The 15,209-nt window shown below is 51.1% G+C and carries 14 protein-coding genes and 1 tRNA gene; all 15 read left to right on the top strand.

Annotated features, from left to right (window positions below; genetic code table 11):
* Window positions 1-17 precede the first annotated feature (17 nt).
* The 15 genes from I2H39_RS18760 (at window position 18) to I2H39_RS18690 (ending at window position 15,170) form a co-directional block, all read left to right on the top strand.
* The gene (locus I2H39_RS18760) at window positions 18-518 is read left to right on the top strand and encodes a (2Fe-2S)-binding protein (protein ID WP_138309680.1); all 501 of its coding nucleotides are present in this window, start codon (window positions 18-20) and stop codon (window positions 516-518) included.
* On the top strand, window positions 519-2,801 hold the full coding sequence (locus I2H39_RS18755; RefSeq protein ID WP_195627277.1) for a molybdopterin cofactor-binding domain-containing protein: 2,283 nt from the start codon (window positions 519-521) through the stop codon (window positions 2,799-2,801).
* Entirely contained in the window at window positions 2,798-3,526 is a 729-nt protein-coding gene (locus I2H39_RS18750) for an SDR family NAD(P)-dependent oxidoreductase (RefSeq protein ID WP_195627276.1), read from the top strand. The genes I2H39_RS18755 and I2H39_RS18750 overlap by 4 nt, the downstream gene beginning before the upstream one ends.
* A gap of 29 nt (window positions 3,527-3,555) precedes the next feature.
* Window positions 3,556-4,515 carry a methenyltetrahydromethanopterin cyclohydrolase gene (gene mch, locus I2H39_RS18745; RefSeq protein ID WP_195627275.1) on the top strand — a complete coding sequence of 320 codons (960 nt, stop codon included), beginning with the start codon at window positions 3,556-3,558 and terminating at the stop codon, window positions 4,513-4,515.
* A gap of 43 nt (window positions 4,516-4,558) precedes the next feature.
* Window positions 4,559-5,542: a thiamine pyrophosphate-dependent dehydrogenase E1 component subunit alpha gene (locus I2H39_RS18740; protein WP_138309676.1), complete on the top strand. Its 984-nt coding sequence runs from the start codon at window positions 4,559-4,561 to the stop codon at window positions 5,540-5,542.
* Window positions 5,542-6,519 (top strand): alpha-ketoacid dehydrogenase subunit beta, encoded by a 978-nt coding sequence (locus I2H39_RS18735; RefSeq protein ID WP_138309675.1) that lies wholly within the window; start codon window positions 5,542-5,544, stop codon window positions 6,517-6,519. Before I2H39_RS18740 ends, I2H39_RS18735 begins: the two co-directional genes overlap by 1 nt.
* Window positions 6,520-6,553: 34 nt before the next feature.
* The gene (locus tag I2H39_RS18730; RefSeq protein WP_195627274.1) at window positions 6,554-7,888 is read left to right on the top strand and encodes a dihydrolipoamide acetyltransferase family protein; all 1,335 of its coding nucleotides are present in this window, start codon (window positions 6,554-6,556) and stop codon (window positions 7,886-7,888) included.
* Between the two features lie 53 nt (window positions 7,889-7,941).
* Window positions 7,942-9,342, top strand: a complete 1,401-nt coding sequence (locus tag I2H39_RS18725; RefSeq protein ID WP_138309673.1) for an amidohydrolase — start codon at window positions 7,942-7,944, stop codon at window positions 9,340-9,342.
* A gap of 10 nt (window positions 9,343-9,352) precedes the next feature.
* Window positions 9,353-10,360 (top strand): dihydrofolate reductase family protein, encoded by a 1,008-nt coding sequence (locus I2H39_RS18720; protein ID WP_195627273.1) that lies wholly within the window; start codon window positions 9,353-9,355, stop codon window positions 10,358-10,360.
* A 30-nt stretch (window positions 10,361-10,390) separates the two neighbouring features.
* A complete protein-coding gene (gene lpdA / locus I2H39_RS18715) occupies window positions 10,391-11,797 on the top strand; it encodes a dihydrolipoyl dehydrogenase (RefSeq protein ID WP_227146453.1) in 1,407 nt (468 codons plus the stop codon).
* 21 nt (window positions 11,798-11,818) lie between these two features.
* Window positions 11,819-12,166 carry a hypothetical protein gene (locus I2H39_RS18710; protein ID WP_138309670.1) on the top strand — a complete coding sequence of 116 codons (348 nt, stop codon included), beginning with the start codon at window positions 11,819-11,821 and terminating at the stop codon, window positions 12,164-12,166.
* Window positions 12,166-12,927: an MBL fold metallo-hydrolase gene (locus I2H39_RS18705; protein WP_138309669.1), complete on the top strand. Its 762-nt coding sequence runs from the start codon at window positions 12,166-12,168 to the stop codon at window positions 12,925-12,927. Before I2H39_RS18710 ends, I2H39_RS18705 begins: the two co-directional genes overlap by 1 nt.
* 20 nt (window positions 12,928-12,947) lie before the next feature.
* Entirely contained in the window at window positions 12,948-13,586 is a 639-nt protein-coding gene (gene pduL, locus I2H39_RS18700; RefSeq protein WP_138309668.1) for a phosphate propanoyltransferase, read from the top strand.
* Between the two features lie 11 nt (window positions 13,587-13,597).
* Complete coding sequence (locus I2H39_RS18695) at window positions 13,598-14,971, top strand: MATE family efflux transporter (RefSeq protein WP_195627272.1); 1,374 nt, start codon at window positions 13,598-13,600, stop codon at window positions 14,969-14,971.
* Between the two features lie 127 nt (window positions 14,972-15,098).
* Window positions 15,099-15,170, top strand: a tRNA-Gln gene (locus I2H39_RS18690).
* Window positions 15,171-15,209: the final 39 nt, after the last annotated feature.

Raw genomic sequence — 15,209 nt, 5'->3', positions numbered from 1 at the left:
CGCATGGGAGTGAGATAATGGAACAGGTGTGTCTGGATATTAACGGAAAAAAAATACAGGTAAGCGTAGAAAAAAACTGGAACTTATTATTCGTGCTGCGGGAGGTTCTGGGACTGACAGGCGCAAAGTGCGGATGCAGTACAGGGGACTGCGGCGCCTGTAAAGTCATTATTGACGGGAAGGCGGTGAATTCCTGTCTGATGCTTGCAAGAAACATGGAAGGAAAGAAGATTGAAACCATTGAAGGTCTTTCCGACGGAACCGCCCTTCACCCGATTCAGCAGGCATTCATAGACGCCGGGGCAGTACAATGCGGGTACTGCACACCGGGAATGGTGATGTCCGCCAAGGCTCTTCTGGACCAGAACCCCAATCCCACAGAGGAGGAAATCAGGAACAACGGCATTTCCAATAACCTGTGCCGGTGCACGGGGTACGTGAAGATTGTGGAGGCCATCCAGCTGGCTGCAAAGCGGATGGCGGAGGCAAAGGCCGGTGTGCAGAAGGAGGAAAACTGAATGGGAATGATAGGACAGAATATCCCGGTCCGTGACGCGGCCATGAAGGTAACCGGGCAGTTGAAATACACGGCTGACCTGGAATTTCCCGGAATGCTCCATGCCAAGATATTGTTCAGCCCCGTGCCCCACGCCAGGATAAAGCGGATTGATACAAGCCGGGCCGAGGCGTTAGAAGGTGTCCATGGGGTGGTGTGTTACTTAAACTCCCCGGACACAAAGTACAACAGCTGCGGCGAAGAGATTGACGGGCACAAGACAGAACGGGTATTTGACGATACGGTGCGCTATGTGGGTGATAAGGTGGCGGCTGTGGCAGCGGATACAGTGAAGATTGCGGAACAGGCGTTAAAGTTAATCCAGGTGGAATATGAGGAGCTGCCCTTCTATACAGACCCCAGGGAAGCGCTGAAGGAAGGAGCCTATCCCATTCACGGGGAAAGCAATATTATTTTTCCGGTGGATATGGGAGCCGGTGATGTGGAGGCGGGGTTTAAGGCAGCGGATTATATATATGAAGATACGTATACCACACCGGCCATTCACCACAGCGCCATTGAGACACATGCATCCATTGCTGTCTATGAAAGCAGCGGCAAGCTGACCGTCTATACGCCCAGCCAGGATGTGTTCGGATACAGGAAGAACCTGAGCCGGATTTTCGGACTCCCCATGAGCAAGGTACGGGTGGTGAATCCGGGGATGGGCGGCGGATTCGGCGGAAAAATCGACACAGTGACAGAGCCTGTGACAGCGCTGCTTGCCATGAAGACAGGACGGCCGGTGAAGCTGGTTTACAACAGGCGGGAGGATATCGTGTCCTCCAGGACCCGGCACGGAATGGAAATCAGGATTAAGACCGGCGTAAAAAAGGATGGGACAATTATATCCCAGGACATGGAGGTCATCATCAATGCGGGAGCATATGCAGGCGGGACCATGAGTATTGTGTGGGCCATGAGCGGTAAGTTTTTCAAAAACCATAAGACCCCCAATATCCGGTTCAGGGCCACACCGGTCTATACCAACACTCCCATTGCAGGCGCTATGAGGGGATTTGGTTCCCCCCAGGAATTTTTTGCACAGCAGTGCCAGATGAACCAGATAGCAAGGGACTTACATATAAGCATCATTGATATGCAGCTGAAAAACCTGGTTGAGCCGGATGGTTTTGACCAGAGGAACGGGCAGAAGCATGGAAATGCAAGGCCCATTGACTGTGTGAAAAAGGGAATGGAATTATTCGGCTGGGAAGAGGCTGTAAGGGAGCAGGAGGAATCCAGGGCGGCAGGCGGCAGGTACCGCATTGGAGCGGGAATGGCTGCAGCCACTCATGGAAACGGAGTATACGGCGTGTGTCCCGACACAACAGGCGTCATACTTAAGATGAATGAGGACGGTTCCGTTGTCATGTTTACCGGGGTCAGCGATATGGGCAATGGTTCCGTTACCACCCAGGTCCAGGCTGTATCAGAGGAACTGGGAATCTCCATGGACCGGATTGAATGTATACAGTCGGATACCGACGCCACCATGTATGATTTGGGAAATTACTCCAGCAGAGGCACCTATGTGAGCTGCAATGCCGCAGTGAAGGTGGCAAGGCAAATCAAACAGGAGCTGCTGAAAGAGGCGGCCCAGCTTTTGGAGGAGGAACAGCAGAACCTGAAGCTTGAGGACAACGGGGTCTGTGTGAAAACCAATCCTGATAAAAGGGCAACCCTGGAGGAGGTCATCACACATGCAAGGAAGGTGAACCAGAGAGATATCTGCTGTGCAGACACATTTGCCTCCTATGGGCTGGCCATGTCCTATGGCGCCCACTTTGTAAAGGTATCGGTGGATACCCAGACAGGCGGGATTAAGGTCCTGGAATATACGGCGGTGCACGATGTTGGAAAGGCATTAAACCCCATGTCCGTGGAAGGCCAGATTGAAGGCGCGGTACAGATGGGACTTGGATACGCGCTGTCGGAGGGCATCATAATTGACGACAAGGGAAAGGTGAAAAACACTACCTTTAAGCAGTACCATATCATGAATGCCAATGAGATGCCGCCCATCAAGGTGGGGCTGGTGGAGGAGACAGAGCCCACAGGGCCCTATGGGGCAAAGAGCATCGGGGAATGTTCCGTGGTGCCGTCCGCCGGTGCAATTGCAAATGCTGTTGCAAATGCAATCGGGGTCCAGGTACACCACCTGCCGTTAAAACCGGATGCAGTGCTGAAACTCCTGGCCCGGGAAAATGGGACAGTTGACAGAAGGGATGGAATCACCGTATGAGATTTGAAAATAAAGTAGTGGCAATTACAGGCGCAGGACAGGGCCTGGGCGCAGGGTTTGCAAAGGCATTTGCCGGAGAGGGAGCGGTGGCGGTGCTGATTGGGAGAACCGGGGGAAAGCTGCAGGCAGTTGCGGAGGAAATCAGGAAAGAGGGCGGCAGGGCGCTGGTGAAAACCTGCGATATCGCCGTACCGGAACAGGTGGAGCAATGCTTCCGCGAAATTGAGCAGGAGGCGGGAACCGTGGATGTACTTGTGAACAATGCGGCTTATCACAAGTCCGTTCCCGTGGCAGAGACATCCAATGAAGATTGGCTGAGCCAGATTTCCATTAATCTCAACGGAACCTTTTTCTGTACAAAGGCAGTCCTGCCGGCCATGATACGGAACCGGTACGGTAAAATCATCAACATCAGTTCTTCGGCAGCCAAGCATTTCTTTCCCGGATTCGGCGCATACGCTGCGTCAAAAGGCGGAATCGTAAGCTTTACCCATACGCTGTCCGAGGAAGTCAAACAATATGGGGTGAATGTCAATGCCATCTACCTGGGAATGACCAATACGGAGCATACAAGGGAACGGATGGACAGCGACCAGGCGGTTACCATTGATTTGGATTCCATGCTCCAGGTGGAAGAGGTGGCGGAGGTAGTGACATTCCTGGCATCGGATGCAGCGGCGCCGATTATGGGCGCAGCCATTGATGTGTTTGGAAAGAAATCATAAGCAAGTAAAGATAAGACGGAGGAGCATACATGCTGAACATTAATGCAAAAGCAATGAAAGTCGTACGTGAAATCATGGAGGATGCAGACGCCCTTGGATGCAAGGTCATTAAAATGGACTGCGGGGCAACGCTCATTGACATGGGAATTAACTGTGAGGGAAGCTGGAAAGCAGGGGTACTGTTCACAAGGGCATCCATGGGAGACATGAGCACAGTTACCCTTGGGGAATTCAGGCTGAATGAGGATTATACCTTTGCTTCGGTTGAGGTGCTGGTCAACAAGCCTCTGATTGCCTGTATGGCCTCCCAGATAGCGGGATGGAAACTGGGGGACGGGGAGTTTGCCACCATTGGTTCCGGACCTGCCAGGGCAATTGCCCATGTGGACTCGGACTGGTATTTTGAGATGACGGACTACAAGGAAGAAAATAACGAGGCGGTGCTGTGCCTCCAGGATGTGAAGTATCCCACGGACCAGATGGCCCTGGAGGTGGCGAACGCCTGCCATGTAAAGCCGGAGGACACCTATATCCTTATTTCCGACAGTACCTGTGTGGTTGCATCCATCCAGGTGTCGGGCCGGATGCTGGAACAGACCTGCCACAAAATGTTTGAAAAGGGATTTAATGCGGGACAGATTGTAATGATTCGGGGAACAGCCCCCATTGCCCCCATTGTAAAAGATGAAATGAAGTCCATGGGCCGGATTAACGATGCCCTTATCTACGGCAGCAGCGTGGAAATCTGGGTGGACGCATCGGACGAGGACATTGAAAAGGTGATTCCCGGGCTGGTGGGAAAGACCTCGTCGCCCTGCTACGGTCAGTTATTTGAGGATGTGTTTGAAAAAGCCGGAAGGGATTTCTTCTATGTTGACCATGATGTCCATTCCCTGGGAAGAGTGCAGATTCACAATATTAATACGGGAAAGGCATTCTGCGGGGGAGAGATTAATTACAAGGTATTGGAACAGTCATTTTTAAATTAATATAAATACGCTATGGCGAAGAAGATTATTAGGAGGAAATGAAATGGCACTAAGTAAAGAACGACTTCTGAAGGTATACCGGGACATGGTAATGATTCGCAGGTTTGAAGAGGTGATTGAGGAGTATGCTGCAAACGGAACGATTCCCGGATTCGTACATCTGTCCATTGGCCAGGAGGCGTGCCAGGCAGGCGTGGTGGATGCCCTGAAGAAAACAGATTATAAATTTCCGGACCACAGGGGCCATGGGGCCATTGCCCTTTGCGGAACAGACCCGAAACTGGTAATGGCTGAGATATTTGCAAAAGAGACAGGAATCAACCATGGACGGGGCGGCTCCATGCATGTCAATGACCTGGAGTGCAGGAACATGGGATTTAACGGAATCCAGGGTTCCACCATGGTAACCTGTCTGGGAACCGCCTTTGCATCTGTGTATAACGGGACAGATGATGTGACCGCAGTATTTCTTGGGGACGGAACATTGGGCGAGGGAACCTGCCATGAGAGCATGAACATGGCAGCCACCTGGAAGCTTCCCATCATTTATTGTCTGGTAAACAACGGATACGCCATATCCACGCGCTACGAGGAAGCCCATCCCCAGAAGGAGTTAAAGACATGGGGCGAGGGATACGAGGTTCCAAGCTACCGCCTGGACGGAAACGACATTGAGGCTGTCATCGAAGCAGTGGAAGAAGCCGCGAACCGTGCAAGAAAGGGCGAAGGACCCACTGTGCTGGAGTTCATGACATACCGCTGGCAGGGACATTTTGCAGGCGACCCCGCAGCATACCGCCCCGAGGACGAGGTATCTTACTGGGTGAATGACAGAGACCCGCTGAAACTGACAAAAGCAATTCTCCTTGAGAGGGAGCAGGTTGATACGGCCGTGATTCAGGCAATTGAAGAGGAAGAAGAAAAACACGTACAGGAAATGCTCAAATTCTCCCTGGAGAGCGGGTATCCGGGAATTGAGACTGCAACAACATATACATATGCTGATAGAGAGGTGGAATTAAGATAATGGGCAGAAAACTTTCTTATGGAATGGCAATCAATGAGGCGCTGCACCAGATGATGGGCGCAGATGAAAGAGTATTCATATTAGGCGAAGATGTGGCAAAGATGGGCGGAGATTTCGGAATCACAAAGGGAATCTGGGAAAAGTGGCCCAACCGTATCAAGGATACGGCATTGTCCGAGTCGGCAATCCTGGGATTGTCCTGCGGAGCAGCTGTATGCGGGTTAAAACCGGTACCGGAAATTATGTTTGCCGATTTCCTGGGCGTTTGTTTTGACCAGCTGACAAATAATGCAGCCAAATTAAATTTCATGTATCAGGGAAAGGCACACTGCGGTATAACAGTGCGTGCCGTACAGGGCGGAGGAATCCGGTGTGCTTACCATCACTCTGCATGTGTGGAATCCTGGTTCATGAACACCCCCGGACTGGTGGTTGTATGCCCCACCACTCCTTACGAGGCAAAGGGAATGCTGATTTCCGCAATTAAAAGCGACAACCCGGTACTGTTTTTAGAGCACAAAACCCTTTATAATGTGAAGGGCGAAGTGCCGGTGGATATGTATGAGATTCCGCTGTATGAGGCTGAGGTGGAGAGAGAGGGAAGCGACATCACAATCGTTGCAACCCAGATTATGCTTGACAAGGCCCACAAGGCGGCTGACATCATGGCAAAGGAAGGGGTCAGCGTGGAAATCATAGACCCGAGAACCATTTATCCGTACGACAAGGATACGATTCAGAAATCAGTGGCAAAAACAGGCCGTATCATTCTGGCCCAGGAAGGCCCCAAATGCGGTGGCTGGGGAGCGGAGTTCTCTGCAATGATAAGCGAGGATGTATTTGAGTATTTAAGCGCGCCGATTAAGCGTGTCACATCCCTGGATTCCCCGGTGCCATATGCACCTGTGCTGGAGGATTACGTATTGCCGCAGCTGGATGACCTGGTAAAAACATGCAGGGAATTGATGGAATATTAAAAATGCCGTGAGCGGAGATTGAGAGGGAATACATATGGTTACAAAAGTAATTATGCCTAAGTTCGGTTTGTCCATGGAAACAGGAGTCCTTGGTTCCTGGCTGGTGGAAGAAGGAGCTTCCGTTACAAAAGGAAGCGCACTGGCAGAGATAACAACAGATAAAATTACCAATACATGCGAGTCGCCCAAAGACGGAATCCTCCGCAGGATTCTGCTGCCGGAAGGGGAGGAGGCTGCCTGCGGCGAAACCATTGCGATTCTGGCCGACACGGCTGACGAGGATATATCGGCAGAGTGTGAAGGGGGCCAGGGAGATAGCGGGGCATCCGCTGACAGCGGGGAGCAGGCGGCTGAGACAGCCCCGGCTCCGGCGAAGGCCAATGCGGCCGACATTAAAATCACGCCCAGGGCTAAAAAGGTAGCGGAGGAACAGGGACTGGAATATTCACATATCGAGGGAACCGGACTGCTGGGGGCAATCACGATTTCTGATTTGAAGAAGCATGGAATTCCCAGGAAGGACCTGGCAGGTGCTGCCCCGGCCGGTTCATCTGCAGCCGCAGCTTCATCCGCAGCCGTATCTGATGCAGGTGTAGCTGCAGCCGCATCTGCTGCACCCGCAGCCGCCGCAGCCGCCCGGATTGCTGCTCCAAAGGCAGCCTATGACACGCGGCCATGTGAAGGCGAGGATGTCATTGTCAAGATGAGCTCCATGGAGACTACCATTGCAAAAGCAATGCAGAACAGTCTGCTGACAACCGCCCAGGCCACCATAGCGACAGAGGCGGAGATAACGGAGCTGGTTAAGGTATACAAACAGTTAAAGGGAAAATATACCAATGCAGGCGTTAAATTAAGCTATACGGCAATGCTGATAAAAGCAGTTGCCATGGCGTTGGAGAACCATAAGGCCCTGAGAAGCACTATGGCGGATGAGAACCATATCAAAATCAGCAGCCGCATCCACATCGGCGTTGCCGTAGATATTCCGGGCGGACTGATTGTGCCTGTGATTCGCGATGCAAATATGAAGGACCTGCGCACAATCTGTCTGGAATTATCAGACCTTACAGAGCGGGCAAAGAATAATAAACTGACATCAGACCAGCTGGGCGGGGCAACCATTACCATTACCAACCTGGGCATGTTTGGAATCACCTATTTTACACCGGTGTTAAATGTTCCGGAATCAGCCATCTTAGGCGTTGGAACCATTATTGAGAAGCTGATGGTGAAGGACGGAGGATTCTATCCCGCATCCGTTATGAACTTCAGCCTTACCCATGACCACCGTATTGTCAACGGAGCGCCGGCAGCAAGATTCTTAAAGGAAGTGACTGCCAGCCTGCAGGATTTTAAGTGGGTATAGGAAACCGTTGAACATTCATCCCGCCGTCTGTGCGCCAACAGGAGGAAAGCCATATGAAAAAAGCAGATGTTATGATTAAGAATGCGTATATCATAACAATGGACAATGACAGGACTATCATCAGCAATGGTTGCATTGTGATTGATAAAGATAAGATTACAGCAGTTGGAGGCGGGGAGCTGGCATCCGGTTACGAAGCCTCCAGGGTGGTAGATGCAAAAGGGAAGTTTGTATTTCCGGGCATGATAAGCACCCATTCCCATCTGTTCCAGACCATGCTAAAGGGCCTGGGCAGGGATAAACTTTTATTTGACTGGCTGGACAGCTCCGTGCGCACGGCCCTGCACCGGTTCGACGGGGAAATGTGTTATTACGCCGCCCTCACAGGATGCATGGAGGCCATTCAGTCCGGCACCACCACCATATTGGATTATATGTACTGCCATACCAGCCCCGGACTCAGCGATTATGTGACACAGGCCATGGAGGATATAGGAATACGCGGCATATACGGCAGGGGCTTCACCAATACCGCAAACTTTCCGCCGGAATTTAAGGTGGCCCATCATGACACGGAACAGGATATGTTTGATGATGTGAAACGCCTGTACAGGAAGTATCAGGGACACTCCAGGATGAGCGTTGCCCTGGCTCCGGGCATTATCTGGGATAATACGGATGACGGCTACCGTGAGATGCGCAAAATGGCCAATGAGATGCATATACCTCTTACCATGCATGTGCTGGAATCAGAGGATGATGATAAATACTGCAAGGAAGTAAGGGGAGGAAGAACCATACCCCATCTGGAGCGTCTTGGATTCATCGGACCTGATTTTATAGCGGTACACTGTGTCTGCATGGAAGAGGAAGACTTTGACATCTTTAAACAGTACGATGTAAAGGTCAGCCACAATCCGGTATCCAATATGATTCTTGCCTCCGGCGTTGCGCCGGTTGAGAGGATGGTGAAGGAGGGACTGACGGTCAGCCTTGCCTGCGATGGCTCAGCCAGCAACGATACCCAGGACATGATGGAGGTACTGAAGACAACCGCCCTGCTCCAGAAGGTGCACTTAAAAGATGCAGCCGCAATGCCTGCATCCAAGGTGCTGGAGCTGGCAACCCTGGGAGGAGCGAAGGCGGTTATGCGGGAAGGGGATTTGGGGGCAATCGCACCCGGAATGAAGGCAGACCTGGTAATCTACGACCCATACCACGGCCGTTCCATACCGGTCCATGACCCGGTCAGCGCAATTGTATATTCTTCCAGCCAGGCAAATATTGAGTCCGTTATGGTGGACGGCGTGTTCGTAATGGAGCAGAAACACATGACCATGATTGACGAAGAAAAAGTATTGTACGCAACGCAGAAGGCAGCTGAAAAGCTGATATCCGAAGTGGGACTGGGCAACACGCAGTGGGGAAAAAAGATTGGAAATCTGGGGCTATAGGAGGAAATGAATGAACGAATTAGTATTCTTTGAAATACCAAAACAGAATTTGAAGATTCAAATCGTCAAAAAAAGCGACGGGATACTGGAACAGATAAAGAAAGAGTCTGCTGAGACAGCAGTGATGCCGGATGTGGCTGAGTATTACACGGATATCTATTTCCCGAAGGCGCCGGCAGACCGGCCCTATACCTTTTCTTCCATCGTGCTTTCCTCAGACGGAAAAATGGCATATGGGGATAATCCGTCCGGGCCCCTTATAGCAAAGAATAATTTCCTTGACCCGGACGGTTCACTGGGGGATTTCTGGGTGCTGAACGTGCTGCGGGCTTATGCGGACGGAATCATCATAGGGGCCCGCACACTGCTCAGTGAGCCGGGCATTACCTGTCATGTATATGAGGAGCGCCTGTCCAGGCAGCGGCGTGAGGTTCTGGGGAAGAAATACCAGCCCTGCGGTGTGATTGTTTCCCTGGACGGCACGGATATTCCCTTTGACCATTACATTTTCAATGTGGACCCAAAGGAGGAATACAAACTGGTTATTGCCACGTCCCCAAAGGGCAGTGAATACATAAAGGCCAATTCCCCTCTGAAGCATCAGGTGATTGGACCCTTTAAGACAATTGAGGATGTGGATAATGCGGATTTGGGTGAGCTTTACACAGACTTTACCACGTTCCCGGTTATAGTGACGGGAGAGGGGGAGAACCCGGATACAAAGGTGCTCATGTATGCCCTTAAGAAATGGGGGCTGGAGAAGCTCTGTATCGAGGCGCCTTCCTACTGCACCCATTTACTGCAGCAGGGAATGCTGGATGAATACTTTATCAACTATTCCATGGTGTTTGCAGGGGGCGGAAAAACACCGGGCTATGCAACGGAATTTGGACATATGGACCATCCCCATGCAGATTTTCTGACACTGGGAATCCATGAAAGCAATTTTATATTTACCCGTCAGAAGATTCGTTACGGAGTTACAAATGAAACAGATTTGTCGGGGTATAAGTACTAATTATAGAGTGAGTGTCAGATGGGAGGAACTATGGCAGGTACGGATTTGGTGGTAATCGGTGCAGGACCGGGCGGATATGTGGCCGCTATCAGGGCTGCGCAGCTGGGAATGAAGGTTGTGATTGTGGAAAAGGACGCATGCGGCGGAACCTGTCTGAATTATGGCTGTATTCCCACAAAAGCACTATACAAAAATGCCCAGGTAGTCAGCTATATGGACCGCAGCAGGGAGTTCGGAATTGAGATTGACGGCTACAGGCTGGATATGGAACAGGTCCAGGCCCGCAAGAACAAGATTGTAAAGACGCTGACAGGCGGAGTGGAATTTTTGCTGAAATCCAATAAGGTCACCATAGAGAAGGGCTGCGCTAAAATCATAAAAGCCGGTCTGGTGGAGGTGACAGGCAGGGACGGCGCTGTAAAGAAACTGGAAACAAAGCGGATTCTCATTGCATCCGGTTCCAAATCATCCAGGCTTCCCATTGAGGGCATGGACCTGGAGGGGGTCATTACCAGCAAAGAAGCGCTGGATATGAAGACGGTTCCGGAGGAAATCGTGATTATCGGCGGCGGAGTGATTGGCATTGAGTTTGCCGGTATTTATCAGTCCTTTGGCGCCAAGGTAACTGTGGTAGAGTTTATGCCCCACATCATTCCCAATGTGGACGTGGAAATCACCACCAGATTAAAGGGACTGCTGGAAAAACGCGGTATCGCAATCATGACAGGCTCCAAGGTTGAGAAGATTGAGAAAAAGGGCGGCAGACTGTCTGTGCAGGTGGATGCAGGCGGCAAAAAGCAGGTTCTTTCCTGCCGGCAGGTGCTTGTGTCAACCGGTCGTGAGATGGATGCAGAGGGCCTGAATCTGGATGGGGCCGGTGTGCGGTATGACCGCAAGGGAATCAAGGTGGATGAAAACTATGAAACCAATGTGCCGGGAATCTATGCAATCGGGGATGTGACAGGACGCGTCATGCTGGCCCATGTGGCATCGGAAGAAGGCAAGGCTGCAGTTGAGCGCATGGCAGGTGAGAAGACCCAGGTGGATTACAGCCTGATTCCCAATTCCATCTTTACGTTTCCCGATGTGTCCAGCATCGGACTGTCGGAAGAACAGGCAAAGGAGCAGGGAATCGACTATATCACCAGCAAATACCAGTTCTCCGGCAACGGTAAAGCCCTTACCATGGGCGACGCCGAGGGGATGGTAAAGGTGATTGCTTCAAAAGATAAATCCAGGCTGTTAGGCGTACATATCATTGGCCCCAATGCAAGCGACCTGATTGCAGAGGCAGCCATTGCAATGAACGGAATGTTTACGGCGGAGGAGGCAGCCAATGTTATGCACGGGCATCCCACCCTCTCCGAGGCCTTTGATGAGGCGGTGTCCAATCTTCTGGGAAAAGCCATTCATATGCCGCCGGTAAAAAGCAGGTAATCAGGAAAAGGAGGCGTACATATGGAACTGAAAGTAAATGAACCAGGCCTTTTTATCGAAGAACTGGTATTTCAAGTAAAGCCTGAGCTGGTAAAACGGTATGTGGAATTAGAATATGAAATCATGGCAAAAGAGCTGGCTGTGCTGGAGGGCTTTTCCGGGTGGCAGATTTGGGTGAGCGAAACCAATCCCGGCCGTGTGACGTCTCTTTATTTCTGGAAGGATTGCAGCTCATACCGGAACATTGACCAGGAGTGGCTGTCCGGGAAAAAAGACGAGATTGCCCGGGTATTTGGGGCGGAAAACATGACCTTTGTGAGGGCTGGCCATGAAACAGACTGCAGATACCAGCTGCGCAGTCTTGGCTGATGGGGGATATACATATCACTCTGGTGGCCAACGCAGGTTTGTTAGTGGAGTGCAGCGGCGGGAAACTGCTGCTTGACGGCCTGCACTGTACGGAAAACGGGATGTTCAGTCCGGTGCCTCCTGATATCAGAGAGCAAATCATGAGGCGGGTTCCTCCCTTTGACGGAATCAGATGGATGGCATTTACCCATTTCCATGAGGACCATTTTGATTTGGGACTGGTAAACCGGTATCTGCAGGCAGCAGAACCTGAGATGCTGGTGATGCCGGAGGATACACAGTACGATGTATTATCAAGGCTTGAGACAGGCGTATGCAGGACAGAGTCCATTGAGCTGCCAATGGGCCAGTGCAAAAGCATAGGGCTGTGGGAGACGGGAAGCCTGACTGCATTTCCATCAAGACATGCAGGAAACGAGTATGAGAGAGTCAGCCATCTGTGTTATGTGCTTGAGGCTGATGGGAAAAAGGTATTAATCCTGGGAGATTCAGATTATGACAGCGTGTTTTTTGGGCGAATGACAGGTGCGCAGGAGTTTGATGCTGTTATTGCCAATCCGCTTTTTCTCCATCTTCCCAGGGGACGCAGGGTTTTTACACAGTCTGTACGGACGAAAAAAATTATTTTTTGTCACCTTCCCTTTGCGGAGGATGACAGGATTCATTTCCGGAATATGATGTCAGAAGACATGAAACAATATGAAAAAATACTGCCACCCATGAAGGCGCTTACGGTACCGCTTCAAAAAGTGAGCATTTAGTTTATCAGGAGGATATAATTGTGGGGCAGAATATATTGATTGAAATATCAGCAAGACACATTCATTTATCAAAAGAGCATTTAGATATACTTTTTGGGGAAGGCTATGAACTGACAGTGAAGAAGATGTTAAGCCAGCCGGGACAATTTGCATGCGAGGAACGGGTGAGCGTGATTGGACCCAAGGGCAAATTCTCCATGTCTGTGCTGGGACCTGTGAGGGAGCGCACCCAGGTGGAAATATCACTGACAGATGCCCGGACCATAGGGGTCAGCGCGCCTATACGGGAATCCGGTGATGTGGAGGGAAGCGGCAGCTGCGTGCTGGAAGGCCCCAGGGGGACGGTTATTCTGAAGGAAGGAGTCATTGCGGCAAAGCGTCACATACACACTACGCCGGAGGATGCCATAAAGCTGGGCGTGACCGACCGGGAAACAGTAGCTTTTGAGGTAAATATCAATGACCGTTCATTGATTTTCAAGGACATGGTGGTCCGGGTCAGCGAACATTATTCCACGGCAGCCCATATAGACACGGATGAGGCAAACGCGGTTGCCATGTCAGGTACGGTCTATGGGACCATAGTAAAGCTGCGGGGCAATGGTTTGGCAGATTCAGGTTTGGCAAATGCTGATTTGACGGATTCATCCATCGCTTAAATGAGGAAAACATGAAGCAAATAGAAAGAATGCCCCGGACAGATGGGGAGAATAAGATGGGAGTCATGCCGGTCAACCGTCTGCTGGTGACCATGGCGCTTCCAATCATGGTATCCATGATTATCCAGGCCATGTACAATATTGTTGACAGCCTGTTCGTTGCCAGAATCAGCGAACAGGCCCTTACCGCTGTCTCCCTGGCATATTCGGTGCAGAATCTGCTGATTGGAGTGGCGGTGGGGACCGGAGTGGGCGTCAATTCCCTGCTGTCCAGGTATCTGGGGGAACGAAACCAGGAAGGTGTTAACAAGACAGCTGTAAACGGTATTTTTATCATGCTGGTGACCTATCTGTTCTTTCTGGTGTTTGGCCTGTTTTTCACCAGGACGTTTTTTTGTTTGCAGACAGATTCAGAAGAAATCATAGAGCTGGGCGTGCAGTATCTGTCCATCTGCCTGGTTTTTTCTGTGGGCGTGCTGGAACAGGTGGTGCTGGAACGGATACTGCAGGGCACGGGAAAGACACTTTATACCATGATTACACAGGGGGCGGGAGCTGTTATTAATATGATTCTCGACCCTATTCTGATATTCGGGTGGTTCGGCTTCCCCAGAATGGGTATCAGCGGGGCAGCCATTGCAACCGTGACAGGGCAGCTGGCCGGCATGTGGATGAACGTTTATTTTAATAAGCGGATCAACCATGAGGTGCAGTTTGTATTCCGGGGGTTCAGGCCGGATAGAGGAATTATCAGGCAGATATATAAGGTGGGCATACCGGCCATTGTAATGCAGTCCATTGCATCGGTCATGACCTTCGGGCTGAATCAGATACTGATTTCCTACACCGCAACAGCTGCCGCAGTGATGGGAGTCTATTTTAAAATCCAGAGTTTTATCTTTATGCCTGTATTCGGCCTCAATAACGGCATGATTCCCATTATCGGATATAATTTGGGGGCGGGAAGACCTGAACGGATACGCAAGGCCATACATTACAGCCTGGGGTATGCCACCGCCATCATGCTGGCCGGGTTTGCCGTATCCCAGGTATTCGCAGTGGAGATAATGGCAATGTTCAATGCATCAGAACACATGATGGCCATTGGCGTCACAGCCCTTAGGACAATCAGTTTCGGGTATCTGTTTGCCTCTGTCTCCGTTATCTACAGCGCTGTATTCCAGGCGCTTGGAAGAGGCATGGAAAGCCTGGTTATCTCTTTTTTCCGCCAGCTGATTATACTGCTGCCGGCTGCCTGGGTGCTGGCGGCGCTTCTGGGGCTGGATGCTCTGTGGTGGTCGTTTCCGGTTTCAGAGGCAATGGCTGCGCTGCTGGCGTGGATTTGGTGGAAACATATCCGCCGGCAGATGGCCGGGCAGGTGTGACGGCTCCTGCGCCGGCCGAACCAACTCTGCCGGACAACAATTCTGTAAAAGTGGGTTTCAAAATCTTGCAAACCGCTAAATTCTATGGTATTATAATTTGGCATGCCGGATTAATCATCTGGTCTGTTGGGCCGTCGCCAAGCGGTAAGGCACAGGACTTTGACTCCTGCACTCGAGGGTTCGAATCCCGCCGGCCCAGTACAATTGGGAAAGTCCGCAGGGACGTCTGTTTCAGGGC

This window comes from Clostridium sp. 1001283B150225_161107_B6, assembly GCF_015556325.1.
GTDB lineage: Bacteria > Bacillota > Clostridia > Lachnospirales > Lachnospiraceae > Enterocloster.
The sequence above is the reverse complement of the archived record's forward strand: the minus strand, read 5'-3'. Positions and strand labels throughout refer to the sequence as shown.

Excerpts from the sequence above, each read along its gene's own strand:
- I2H39_RS18760 (WP_138309680.1), top strand. The coding sequence starts at position 18 with ATGGAACAGGTGTGTCTGGATATTAACGGAAAAAAAATACAGGTAAGC.
- I2H39_RS18755 (WP_195627277.1), top strand. The coding sequence starts at position 519 with ATGGGAATGATAGGACAGAATATCCCGGTCCGTGACGCGGCCATGAAG.
- I2H39_RS18750 (WP_195627276.1), top strand. The coding sequence starts at position 2,798 with ATGAGATTTGAAAATAAAGTAGTGGCAATTACAGGCGCAGGACAGGGC.
- mch (WP_195627275.1), top strand. The coding sequence starts at position 3,556 with ATGCTGAACATTAATGCAAAAGCAATGAAAGTCGTACGTGAAATCATG.
- I2H39_RS18740 (WP_138309676.1), top strand. The coding sequence starts at position 4,559 with ATGGCACTAAGTAAAGAACGACTTCTGAAGGTATACCGGGACATGGTA.
- I2H39_RS18735 (WP_138309675.1), top strand. The coding sequence starts at position 5,542 with ATGGGCAGAAAACTTTCTTATGGAATGGCAATCAATGAGGCGCTGCAC.
- I2H39_RS18730 (WP_195627274.1), top strand. The coding sequence starts at position 6,554 with ATGGTTACAAAAGTAATTATGCCTAAGTTCGGTTTGTCCATGGAAACA.
- I2H39_RS18725 (WP_138309673.1), top strand. The coding sequence starts at position 7,942 with ATGAAAAAAGCAGATGTTATGATTAAGAATGCGTATATCATAACAATG.
- I2H39_RS18720 (WP_195627273.1), top strand. The coding sequence starts at position 9,353 with ATGAACGAATTAGTATTCTTTGAAATACCAAAACAGAATTTGAAGATT.
- lpdA (WP_227146453.1), top strand. The coding sequence starts at position 10,391 with ATGGCAGGTACGGATTTGGTGGTAATCGGTGCAGGACCGGGCGGATAT.
- I2H39_RS18710 (WP_138309670.1), top strand. The coding sequence starts at position 11,819 with ATGGAACTGAAAGTAAATGAACCAGGCCTTTTTATCGAAGAACTGGTA.
- I2H39_RS18705 (WP_138309669.1), top strand. The coding sequence starts at position 12,166 with ATGGGGGATATACATATCACTCTGGTGGCCAACGCAGGTTTGTTAGTG.
- I2H39_RS18695 (WP_195627272.1), top strand. The coding sequence starts at position 13,598 with ATGAAGCAAATAGAAAGAATGCCCCGGACAGATGGGGAGAATAAGATG.